General features: G+C 67.2%; 5 protein-coding genes and 1 tRNA gene. 2 read left to right on the forward strand and 4 right to left on the reverse strand.

Translation table 11 applies throughout. From position 1 onward, the window contains the following. Nucleotides 1-125 precede the first annotated feature (125 nt). Nucleotides 126-4679 carry an acyl-CoA dehydratase activase-related protein gene (locus NQK35_RS09485; RefSeq protein WP_257114016.1) on the forward strand — a complete coding sequence of 1518 codons (4554 nt, stop codon included), beginning with the start codon at nucleotides 126-128 and terminating at the stop codon, nucleotides 4677-4679. A gap of 155 nt (nucleotides 4680-4834) precedes the next feature. On the opposite strand, the gene NQK35_RS09490 is transcribed toward NQK35_RS09485, so the two are convergent. Both NQK35_RS09490 and NQK35_RS09495 read right to left on the reverse strand, forming a co-directional pair. After that, on the reverse strand, nucleotides 4835-6451 hold the full coding sequence (locus tag NQK35_RS09490; RefSeq protein ID WP_257114018.1) for a glycoside hydrolase family 2 TIM barrel-domain containing protein: 1617 nt from the start codon (nucleotides 6449-6451) through the stop codon (nucleotides 4835-4837). Nucleotides 6452-6810: 359 nt separating this feature from the next. Continuing rightward, nucleotides 6811-8811, reverse strand: a complete 2001-nt coding sequence (locus tag NQK35_RS09495) for an OPT family oligopeptide transporter (protein WP_257114020.1) — start codon at nucleotides 8809-8811, stop codon at nucleotides 6811-6813. A gap of 635 nt (nucleotides 8812-9446) precedes the next feature. On the opposite strand from NQK35_RS09495, the gene NQK35_RS09500 reads away from it, so the two are divergent. Continuing rightward, nucleotides 9447-9536: transfer RNA gene (locus tag NQK35_RS09500), tRNA-Ser, on the forward strand. A 765-nt stretch (nucleotides 9537-10301) separates the two neighbouring features. Here NQK35_RS09500 and NQK35_RS09505 read toward each other — a convergent pair. Both NQK35_RS09505 and NQK35_RS09510 read right to left on the reverse strand, forming a co-directional pair. After that, a complete protein-coding gene (locus tag NQK35_RS09505) occupies nucleotides 10302-10985 on the reverse strand; it encodes a superoxide dismutase (protein WP_257114021.1) in 684 nt (227 codons plus the stop codon). 224 nt (nucleotides 10986-11209) lie between these two features. Next, nucleotides 11210-12187: a DUF808 domain-containing protein gene (locus tag NQK35_RS09510; RefSeq protein ID WP_257114022.1), complete on the reverse strand. Its 978-nt coding sequence runs from the start codon at nucleotides 12185-12187 to the stop codon at nucleotides 11210-11212. Nucleotides 12188-12211: the final 24 nt, after the last annotated feature.

Below are 12211 nucleotides of genomic sequence, written 5' to 3' on the forward strand. Positions count from 1 at the left end.
CATGCGGCCATCGACATATCGGCGGGACAATGCCCGTTTAACAGCATGTCGCCGAGCCTCCCCGGTGGAGCTTTGACGCGCCACCATCAGGGTTCTATGTTGTGGGTTGATCCCAGGAGGTCCCCATGACAACGCAGCGCCCAGACGCTCCACGTCCCTATCAGCTCGGAATCGACGTCGGCTCCACGACGGTCAAAGCCGTCGTCCTGGACGGAAACCGCCGCATGTTCTCCGACTACCGGCGCCACAACGCCGACGTGCGCGCATCCCTGGGGGCACTCCTCGCTGACGTCGAGCGCTCCCTGCCCGGCATCCGCGTCCATGCGGCCATCACCGGATCCGGTGGCCTGACGACGGCACGCGCCATGGGCATCCCCTTCGTCCAGGAGGTTATCGCTGGCACCGAGGCCACCCAGCGCCTCCACCCCGAGGTCGATGTCGTCATCGAGCTGGGCGGCGAGGACGCCAAGCTCACCTACCTGCACCCCACCCCCGAGCAGCGCATGAACGGCACCTGCGCGGGAGGAACGGGCGCCTTCATCGACCAGATGGCCACGCTCCTGCACACCGACGCGGCCGGCCTGGGCGAGCTGGCCACCCGCCACACCCAGCTCTACCCGATCGCCTCGCGCTGCGGCGTCTTCGCCAAGTCCGACATCCAGCCCCTCATCAACCAGGGCGCCGCCCACGAGGACCTGGCCGCCTCCATCTTCAACGCCGTCGCCACCCAGACCATCGCAGGCCTGGCGTGCGGGCGCCCGATCCGAGGCACCGTCATGTTCCTGGGCGGACCCCTGCACTTCCTGCCCGCCCTGCGCGAGGCCTACAAGACCCTCCTGCCCAAGGCCGACGCCTTCGTCACCCCCGACGACGCCCAGCTTTACGTCGCGATCGGTGCCGCCCTGCTGGCCGACAAGGAGGCTGCCAAGAGGCAACGCCAGGCCGAGGAGGCCGGCGCCACCCCCATCGACGCGGGCGGAGAGCGGCTCTCGGCGCTCATGAAGCGCCTCGCCGCCGCCCCCGTCCAGGTCGAATCCCCGCGCATGGACCCGCTCTTTGCCTCCCCCGAAGACCGCGACGAGTTCATGGCCCGCCACAGCCTCGACGTCATCCCCAAGGCCAGCCTCGACGAGGCCCAGGGGCGCTGCTGGCTCGGCATCGACGCGGGCTCGACCACGATCAAGGCCGTCGTCATTGACTCGTGCGACCGTATCGTCTTCACCCACTACGCCTCCAACGAGGGCGACCCCGTCGCCGCCGCCGTCGACATCGTGCGCGCGGTGCGCGGCGCGCTGCCGCAGGGCTGCGAGATCGGGCGCTCCTGCTCCACGGGATACGGCGAGGGCCTGGTGAAGTCCGCCCTCACCCTGGACGAGGGCGAGATCGAGACGATGGCCCACTACCGGGCCGCCGAGTTCATCTGCCCCGGCGTCACCTCCGTCATCGACATCGGAGGCCAGGACATGAAGTACCTGCGCATCCGCGACCACGCCGTGGACTCCATCTCCGTCAACGAAGCCTGCTCGTCGGGCTGCGGATCCTTCCTGCAGACCTTCGCGCAGACGATGGGCACCGACGTGCGTTCCTTCGCCCGCATGGCCATGGAATCCGCCTCGCCCGTCGACTTGGGCACCCGGTGCACGGTCTTCATGAACTCCTCCGTCAAGCAGGCGCAGAAGGAAGGGGCGGACGTGCGCGACATCAGCGCAGGCCTGTCCTACTCCGTCGTGCGCAACGCCCTCTACAAGGTCATCAAACTCAAGGACCCCTCCGACCTGGGGGAGAAGGTCGTCGTCCAGGGCGGCACCTTCCTCAACGACTCCGTCCTGCGCGCCTTCGAGCTCCTCACCGGGCGAGAAGTGGTGCGCCCCGACATCGCCGGACTCATGGGAGCCTACGGCGCGGCCCTCACCGCGCGCATGCACGACACCGGGGAGGGGACCTCGTCCCTGGCCACCGTCGAGGCCCTCGAGGACTTCAGCGTGGAGACCACCCGCAAGACGTGCCGCCTGTGCCAGAACCACTGCCAGATGACGATCTCGACGTTCTCCAACGGCGAGCGCCACGTCTCGGGCAACCGCTGCGAGCGCGGCGCCTCCCTGGAGCGCGTGCCCAAGAAGTCCGACCTGCCCAACCTCTACGACTGGAAGTACAAGCGGATCTTCGGGTATCGGCGGCTCACCGAAAAGAAAGCTTTCCGGGGCGACATCGGCGTGCCGCGCGTGCTCGGCATGTACGAAAACTACCCGTTCTGGTTCACGATGCTCACCGCCCTGGGCTTCCGCGTCATGATCTCCGGGCGCTCCAACCACGACCTCTTCGAGACCGGCATGGAGTCCATCCCCTCGGAGAACGTGTGCTACCCCGCCAAGCTCGTCCACGGGCACATCGAATCCCTGCTCGACAAGGGCATCACCACGATCTTCTACCCGTGCGTCGACTTCGAACAAAAGCTCACCGAGTCCGACAACTCCTTCAACTGCCCCATCGTCGCCACCTACCCCGAGGTCATCCGCAACAACATGGAGCGGCTCGCCGAACCGGGCGTGCGCTTCATCAGCCCCTTCATCAACTTCGGCAACCGCGACTACCTTCCCGCCCACCTGTCCAAGACCTTCAAGGAATACGGCTACGACATCCCCGTCGACGAAATGAAGGCCGCCCTCGACAAGGCGTGGGAGGAAGACGCCGCCGTCAAGGCCGAAATCCGGGCCAAGGGCGTCGAAACCATCGAGTGGATGCGCGAAAACGGTGTGCGTGGAATCGTGCTGGCGGGGCGCCCCTACCACCTGGATCCCGAGATCAACCACGGGATCCCCGAGGTCATCGTCGGCCTCGGAATGGCCGTCCTCACCGAAGACAGCATCATCGACGCCCGCCTCGAACGCCCCCTGCGTGTCGTCGACCAGTGGTCCTACCACTCGCGCCTCTACGAGGCCGCCGCCCGCGTCGGCGATGAACCCGACCTCGCGATGGTCCAGCTCAACTCCTTCGGCTGCGGCGTTGACGCCATCACCGCCGACCAGGTCCAGGAGATCCTCGAAGGGCGCGGTGACGTGCACACCGTCCTCAAGATCGACGAGGTCTCCAACCTGGGCGCCGCCAAGATTCGCCTGCGCTCCCTCGACGCTGCCATCACCGAGCGCGCCTCGCTCACCGCCGACTCCGACGAGGAGGCGGCAACGGGAACGCGAGGAGAGGAACTGGCCCCCGCCTCGTCGGTCGGCCTCGTCTCCGGCGCCGTCGACACCGCCGCCCTGCGCGACCCCTCGGGGGACGCCGCCCGCGAAGAGGAGGCCCGCCACATCCATCCGCGCGCCGTCTTCACCGAGGAGATGCGCGAGGCCGGGTACGAGATCCTCGCCCCCCAGATGTCGCCGATCCACTTCCGCTTCCTCACCCCCCTCTTCGCGAGCGCGGGCCTGAAAGTGCGGGTCCTGGAACACACGACGCGCGCCTCCATGGAGGTGGGCCTCAAGTACGTCAACAACGACTCGTGCTACCCCGCGATCGTCGTCATCGGTCAGCTCCTCGAAGAGTTCATCTCGGGGCGCGCCGACCCCGACCGCACCGCTGTCGGGATCACCCAGACGGGCGGCATGTGCCGCGCCACCAACTACGCGGCACTCCTGCGCAAGGGGCTGCGCGACGCCGGGTACCCGCAGGTGCCCGTCATCGCGCTGTCGGTGCAGGGAATCGAAGACAACCCGGGCTTCCGCCTGGGTGCCGCCCAGATCCACAAGGCCATCCAGGCCTTCGTCATTGGGGACGCCATCCAGTCGATGCTCCTGCGCGTGCGCCCCTACGAGGAGCGCCCCGGGGCCGCGATGGAGCTGTACCGCACGTGGGACGGCTACGTCCAGGAGTGGATCACCACCGGGCGGGTTGCCGCCCTGGGAGGGCGCACCTCTTACTCAAAGATCATCCGCGAGTGCGTGCGCGCCTTCGACGCCCTGCCCCTGCGCGACATCCCCCGCAAGCCGCGCGTCGGCCTCGTCGGCGAGATCCTGGTGAAGTTCCACCCCGACGCCAACAACCACGCCGTCGACGTCATCGAGGCCGAGGGCTGCGAGGCGGAGTTGCCCGGCCTCATGCAGTTCTTCCACAACTCCGTCGCGACCGCCGCGTGGGACAAGGAAAACCTCGGCATCGACGGCAAGCAGCGCTACATCATGCCGATCGTCCTGTGGGCGCTCAAGAAGTACGAGAAACCCGTGCACCGCGCCTTCGCCGCCACGAACGGCAAGTTCGAGCCGCACCGGCCCATCGAGGAGATGATCTCCCGATCCCAGGACATCGCTCGGCTCGGCAACCAGGCCGGCGAGGGCTGGTACCTGACCGCCGAGATGGTGGACATGATCGAACACGGGTGTCCCAACATCATCTGCGCCCAGCCCTTCGCGTGCCTGCCCAACCACGTCGTCGGCAAGGGCATGTTCCGCGCGCTGCGCACCCGGTACCCCGAGGCCAACATCGTGGCCGTCGACTACGACCCGGGAGCCTCGGAAGTCAACCAGCTCAACCGCATCAAGCTGATGCTGGCCACCGCCCTGCAATCCCCCGACGCGCGCGACGGCGAGGTCCTGCACCTCGTGGACGCGGAGGAGCCGCCCGGCGGCTCGGGAGCGGTCATGCTCGGAATGCCCACCGTCCCCCGCAGGAGGGCCGCGTTCCGCTAAGTTTCCTCAAGCGCGTTCCGCTAAGACCCGTCGAGGCGGTGGCGCGGGGGACAGTTCGCAGTGGCCGCCCGCGTCGGCGCAGTGGCCGCCGGAGACGCCGACGAACTCGCCAAGGCGAACCGCCCCCGCGTCGGCGCACCGCGCTCTGCGCTGGCCTAGCGAAGCCCCTGAGGCGGGGCAGGCATGAAGCCTCGCCCGATCTCGAAGCCCGCCGGAGCCCACCCCGTGCCGTAGGACAGTCGCACCGACACCTCGCGCACGCCCGAGGCCGGCCACTCCACGGGGAGGAAAGCCGTCTCGCCGGGCGCGACATCCAGGAACGCCGGGTACTCCCACGTCGCGTGCCCGTCCTCGACGGTGCGGCACAGGAACTCTAGGTCACCCGTCGAGGTGAAGGTCATGTGATTGCGCACGGTCACCCCCGAGTAGGAGGGGGCCACCGACACGGGAGCGTAGTGCAGCTCCTCGCCGCGGATCTTCTCCAGCTCCGGGAAGCCGCTTGCGCTCATCAGCGGCCTCGTCGGATCCAAGGAACGCGCGAGCTCCTCCTGCCCGCTGTCGCCAAGCGACCAGGCGATCACGCTCGGGTGGGCGCGATCCCGACGAATCGCGGCTTCGACCGCCTCGGCGCAGGCCTCGCCCGACCGGTGCAGCGCGGAGGGACGGTCGATGATGTAGAGGCCGTACTCGTCCGCGAGCTCGTAGAAACGGGCGTGCACGGGCGCGTCCGAGATCTCGATGGCGTTGACCCCGTGGCGCTTGCACCACACGATGTCCTCCAGCATCTCGGGCAGCCCGACCGCCAAACCCGTGCGGGGGTGGCACTCGTTGCGGCGCACCCCCCGCAGCACCAGGGGGCGTCCACCCAGGCGAACGTTCTGTGGCGAGGTCTCAAGACCCCGGAAGCCCACCTGCAGGGCGATGGTGTCCTCGGTGCCGTCCTCGGCGCTCAGCGTCACCACCAGCGTGTACAGGGCGGGCTCTTCCGCGCTCCACGGGATCACGTCGAGTCCCTGAGCCACGATGGGCGCGTCGGGAACGCCGCGAGCGGACCACATCTCCTCCTGGTGAGCCTCGCCGAGCAGGGCGGCGCGCAGACGCCCACCCCCCGTCGCCTCGATCTCCAGCCGCAGGCTTCCCGATGCCCCGTCGTGGGAGGCCATCGGAAAGACATCCACGAGGTGGGAGGGGGGCCGTGCCTCCAGCGACACTTCCCGGAACAGGCCGTGGCAGCACGCGGGAGATTCCAGCAGGAGCACGCTAATCGCGTGCGTGTGCGTCGGCTCCAGGGCGTCGGTCACGTCGAAGGCCGCAGGAATGAAACCATCCGGACAGAAGCCGACGAAGGAGCCATCGACCCACGCGTACAGCGGCCCCGAGAAACCGCCGAAGGTCAGGGTCATCATCCATCCGCGCTCGCTTGCTTCCTTGAGCGGGGCGTCGAGGGAGAACTCGCGGCGCAGGATCGAGGCGCGGACCCGGCTCTCGGCGTGCTCATCCCGGGCTGCGGCATCGGGTGAACGCTCGTTCTGAGAGGGCCAGGAGCCGTCCAACTCCAGGATGCCGGGCACGGAGGTGGCCCCGAAGTTTCGCTGGGTGGGGGCGCGCTCAATGAGCTCGGCGGCAGTGCCGATCGCGCTACTGACCTGCCAGGTGCTGGAGAGCATCTGGATCGGCCGACGTGACCTCCACGTCGAGTGAACCCGGAGGTGGTTCACCGACGCTCCTGGGTCCCGCAGCCACGCGACGTCCGGTTCCAGGATGTGGTTCATGCGATAAAAGTAGCATTTATTTGTTGGTCACGAAAGAGTAAATGTGGCTAAAGATGATGCAAATGTGTGTTGACGTGCGCAATAGGCCGGATATCCAAAGGGAGGATGATCACATTGTGGGACTTATGTCCACGCTTGTGGGCATAAAACGGTCCTCGACCCGGGCCTCGCGTCCTCCAGGCTTCGCGTCCTCCAGGCTTCGCGCTGCCCGGGGCCTCGCGCACCCTAACGCGTGTGCCCGGCGCCGACCTCGCTCTCGCGACACGACGCATCCCCGGCCTCGAATCGGAAGGAACCCCGGCCTCGTCCCTGTCGACGAAGCCGGGGTCCTCAGCGAAACGAGCGAGGCGCTCAGCGGGTCACTTCGAGGCGGACTCGCGATCCGCCTCGCGCGTGATCTTGCGGGTGAAACCGTACAGCAGCCACGCCGAACCCGCGAAAAACACGATGCCCGCCACGTTTGCGATCGGGGAGAAACCCTCGCCGATGAAAGGCAACGCCAGCGGCGAATCCGAACCCGTCGCCCCCGCGATGCCCGCGTAGACGACTCCGAACAGGGACTCGCCCACGATCAGGCCCGTCGCCGCCAGAGTCCCGAACCGCTTCGCGCGCTCCGGGTCCGCCTGCTTGGACGCCCACCTGTTGTACAGGAAGCCCGCCAGGCCGCCGATCGGAATCAGGATCGTGAGCGACGCCGGAAGGTAGATGCCCATGCCGACCGCCAGGGGAGGCAGGGCCAACTTGCCCTTCGACGCGGGACGCAAGGCCTCGTCGATGACGATGACGACAACGCCGATCACCGCGCCGATCCCGAGGAGCTTCCAGTCGATGCCCCCACCCAGGACCCCCTTCGCCAGCGACGAAATCAGCGAAGCCTGCGGGGCCGCCAGAGCATCCGGACCCGCGCCCGGCGCACCCTGGAATCCGAAGGAGTTCTGCATCAGCTGCAGCACCGGCGGAATGATCAGCGCGCCGAAAACCACGCCGATGACCAGCGCGACCTGCTGCTTCCACGGCGTAGCGCCCACCAGCTGACCCGTCTTCAGGTCCTGCAGGTTATCGTTGGCGATCGTGGCGATACAAAACACGATGGCCGACGTGAACAGCGTGTACGCGATCAGCGCCGTGTTCTCCTCCAGGCTCGCCCCGCGCCCATGAACCGCGAGAACGACGACCGCCGTCACGACGACAACGAGGAGCCCCACGCCCGACACCGGCGAGTTCGACGAACCGATCAGACCCGCCATGTACCCGCACACGGCCGCGACCAGAAGGCCAGCAAGGAGAATGAAGAGGACGGACACGGCGATCAGGAGCGCGGTGTTGTGTTCAATCTGCGTGCCGCGCATGAACCACCACAGCAGGCCAGCAATCGGGATCATCGCGGCCACGATCGAGACGATCACCCACGTGCCGGGAATGTCCTGCTCCGTGCGCTCAAGCCCCTGCCCGCTGGTCTTCGCCCTGCGCGAGGCCCGCAGCGACTCGGAAATCCCGCGAGCGATCGGCCCCATGATCTTCACGAGCGTCCACACGGCCGCGATCGCCATGACGCCCGCGCCGATGAAGCGAACATCGCTCTTGAAGACGGCGGACAGTGCGTCGGTGAGATCCTCGGCCCCGTCAAGAGCGCCATTAGCGTAGAGAGGAAGCAGGACACCGTAGGACACGAGCATGCCGATGAGCATCGCGACGCCAACCGTCATGCCAACCAGGTGCCCCACGCCGATCAGGGCCAGCGACAGCGACGTCGAAATCATCGTCCCCGTCGAACCGATCCTGAATGCCGCGCCCACCTCGGAGGCGGTGACCTTGAGGTAACCGAGCAACGTCATCGCCGCCGACGCGATCGCGCCCCACGTGATCGCCATCAGACCGCGCTTGTTGTCCTCGCCCGAATCCTTCGCATCCCCGACCTTGAGGATCTCAGCGCCGGCCACACCCTCGGGATAGGGCAGATCAGAGCCGGTCACGAGGGCGCGACGCAGCGGAATCGAATACATGACGCCCAGCGCGCCACCGACCGCACACACGAACATCGTCTCCCAGTAGGGGAAGCCATTCCACCAGCCCACAATCACCAGGCCCGGCAGAACGAAGATGACCGCGGAGAGGGTTCCCGCCGCAGACGCGATCGTCTGGACGATGTTGTTCTCCTGAACGGTGTGATCACTCCAGAAACGCAGAATCGCCATCGAGATAACGGCGGCCGGAATGGAGGTCGCGAACGTCAGGCCGACCTTCAGGCCCAAGTACACGTTCGCCGCCGTGAAGACCAGCGTGATAACGCCACCAATGATGATGCCGCGCAGGGTGAGTTCTTTGAGTGACGTTTGCTTGGCCGCGTGAGGCGCAGACACGACATGTCCTTTCACTGCATTGAGTACGTTCCCTGACAGGGTAGTCCATCACCTGCGTGACGCGAGGGTTCAAGGGAGAAACCTTGCCTCGCCGTCGCCCCGGTGTGCGGGGGTCACGTCGTGAGTGGCCCCGCGAGCTGGCCGAGGCGACCCCGCGAGCTGGCCGAGTTTGCCGTGCCCCTGTGCGCGGGGGCGACGTGCCGTGATCCGGGGTGCGGGGCGCAAGCTCCGCGGCCGTGCTCCTGCGCGCGGGGGCGACGTTCAATCACCGGCAGGCCCCGTGACGCCTGTCAGGCTGTGCTCCTGCGCGGAGGCCACGTGGGCCTGACCGGTGTCATCCTCGATGCGCCTGTACCTTGCCCCTGCGCGCGGAGTTTTCGTGGTGAGTGGCCCCGCGAGCTGGCCCGGTCCGCCGTCCTGCGGCGCGCCACGTCCACCTGCGTCGAGCGGGAGTCCGGATGGGGGAGCGGGGGTGCTCGGGGGCGGCGGACATGGGGTATCCCGACCGTCGCTGGTGAGCGGGAAGCGTGGGTGTTTGACCGTGGCTGGAGGGGGCGCTCGAATGTGGCTCTGCTCCCAGCGTGCGTGGCCGATTTGCGTTCCCAGGGGGTGGCTGTAGTAGAGTAGACGGGTAAGGTAGCGTGTCCGAGCGGCCGAAGGTGCAGCACTCGAAATGCTGTGTGGTGTCACAGCCACCCTGGGTTCAAATCCCAGCGCTACCGCCACTGACCGCCCGACCCCGATGGGGTCGGGCGGTCTTGTTGTGTTGCCCGCGGATGCCCGGGGCTTCGCGTGAGTAGAAGAGAACCAGGGGCGCGTGTGTGAAACCTGGGCCGCCCCTGTGTGGGTTGTTGTGGGCGTGCGTGAAACCCGGGCCTCCCGTGCCTGTTCCATGGCGCCTGATATGGGGAGTTTTGGCGAAGCAGGGGTGGCCTGGGTTTCAGCGGGGGCGTGCGGGGTGTGAAGCAGGGGTGGTTTGGGTTTCAGTGGGGGCGAGTGTGTGAAACCTGGGCCGCCCCTGTGTGGGTTGTTGTGGGCGTGTGTGAAACCTGGGCCTCCCGTGCCTGTTTCATGGCGCCTGAGATGGGGAGTTTTGGCGAAGCGGGGGTGGTCTGGGTTTCAGCGGGGGCGTGGGTGTGAAACCGGAGGCGCCCGTGCCTTCCGAAGTTGCCCTTCAGGCGGCGCGTGCCCTGCAGCGGGGGTGGTCTGGGTTTCAGTGGGGTGCGTGTGTGAAACCTGGGCCTCCCGTGCCTGTTCCATGGGGCCTGAGATGGGGAGTTTTGGCGAAGCGGGGGTGGTCTGGGTTTCAGCGGGGGTCCCCCGCCCCCGTCCCGGCACTTGCCCGCCCGCCCCCGCACCCCGGGGCAAGCCCCCCGCACCCCGGGGCAAGCCCCTCGCGCCCCGCCGCCCGTGACATCGGGCTGACCCGCCATGCCGCGCGCACGCAAAAGGGGCGGGACCTCGACGGTCCCGCCCCTTCGATCAAGCGATCAGTTCTTCCACCAACCCTTGACGGTCTCGAGAGCCTGCGAACCCAGGTCCGTCAGGCCCGCGTAAGCGTTCACCAGGCCGGAAGACAGGCGAGCGCCGTGGAAGCGAGATGCAACGTTCTCCCAGTTGACCAGGTTCCACCAGGCCTTGACGTAGTCGGCCTTGACGTTGAGGTAGTCCAGGTAGAACGCGTGCTCCCACATGTCAATCATGAGCAGCGGGACGGTCGCCACTGGGATGTTGCCCTGCTGGTCGGTCAGCTGGAAGGTCACCAGGCGCTTGGAAATCGTGTCCCATGCGAGCACTGCCCAGCCGGAACCCTGCAACCCCAGGGCGGCGGCTGCGAACTGTGCCTGGAAGGACTCGAAGGAACCGAAGAACTCGCTGATAGCGGCGGCGAGCTCACCCTCGGGACGGGACGCGCCGTCGCCGGTCATGTTCGTCCAAAAGATCGAGTGGTTCGTGTGGCCACCCAGGTTGAAGGACAGGTTCTTCTCCCACAGGTTGATGGCGGCAAAATCGCCAGCCTCGCGCGCCGCGGCCAGCTTGTCCAGCGCCGCGTTCGCGCCGGCCACGTAGGCGGCGTGGTGCTTGTCGTGGTGCAGCTCCATGATGCGCCCGGAAATGTGGGGCTCAAGAGCGGAGTAGTCGTAGGGCAGATCCGGCAGGGTGTAGGCGGTCATGATGCTCCTTCAGTGGGTCGTCAGCGAATGTCTGCTACTCCCTAGGGTAGTACTTAGGTCCCGTGTTGCGAAGAGGTTGGCGACAACCTCCCGCGTGAGAGTACTCATGGACGAGGTCGGCAACCCCGCGCATGGACGAGGCCGAGGGGCACCCGCACCGTCGGAATCACCCGCGCCGGCAACCCCGCGCATGGCCACGCCGAGGACCACCCGCGCCTCCGGAATCACCCCTGTGCGTGCCGACCTCGCATGGCGCTCACGGCCGCGGCCACGCCAACGACGAGCCACGCGAGAACGGCGCCCAGGGCGAGGCCGAACACGCCGGACAACGCGGTTTCCACCACCCACGACGTCGCCGCGCCCAGAGGCGAAACCGCGTGGACCGCACCCTCCAACAGGTGGTGGAACACGGAAAGCCCGACCTGGGAGAGGTTCTCGATGACCAGGTGACCGCCGACCCACAGCATGGCGACCGTGCCGACGATCCCGATGACGTTGAAAACATGCGGCATGACGCGCACGATCGAACGCCCGACGTTGTCCACCGGGCCGGGACGATTATCCGCCGGTTCCAGGGCCCCGCGCGCCAGCTTGACACCGAAATCATCGGCCTTCACCAGCAGAGCAACCAGGCCGTAGACGAAGAACGTCATGAAGAAGGCTACCCCGATCAGCACCGCGACGCGCCGCACGCCCGACTCTCCCGCCAGCCTCGCCATCGACACCAGCATGATCTCCGCGCTGAGGATCAGGTCCGTGCGCGTCGCCGAGGCCACGATCTGCTTTTCCGCATCCTCCGCTCTCGCGGTCTCCTCATCGTCGTGGTCCCCGTGATGGGAAGGCAGCCACCCGAGCTTCTCCAGGACCTTCTCCCCGCCCTCGAAGCACAGGTACGCGCCGCCCGCGACCAGGAGGACGGGCAGGACCTGGGGAGCGAGCCAGGTCAGGGCCAGCGCGACGGGCAGAATGATGACGAGCTTGTTGATGAGGGAACCGCGCGCGATCTTCGCGATGATCGGCAGCTCGCGAGCCGGACTGAGCCCCGACACGTACTGCGGGGTGACGGCCGTGTCGTCAATGACGACGCCGACTGCCTTCGAGGAAGCCTTCACCGCGCTCGAGGCGACATCGTCGATGGATGAGGCCGTGGCCTTCGCGAGGGTTGCGATATCGTCGAGCAGGGCGACAAGTCCTCCGGACATGAGCTTTCCTCCTATGGGCCTCGC

It is taken from the genome of Schaalia odontolytica, from assembly GCF_024584435.1.
Lineage (GTDB): Bacteria > Actinomycetota > Actinomycetes > Actinomycetales > Actinomycetaceae > Pauljensenia.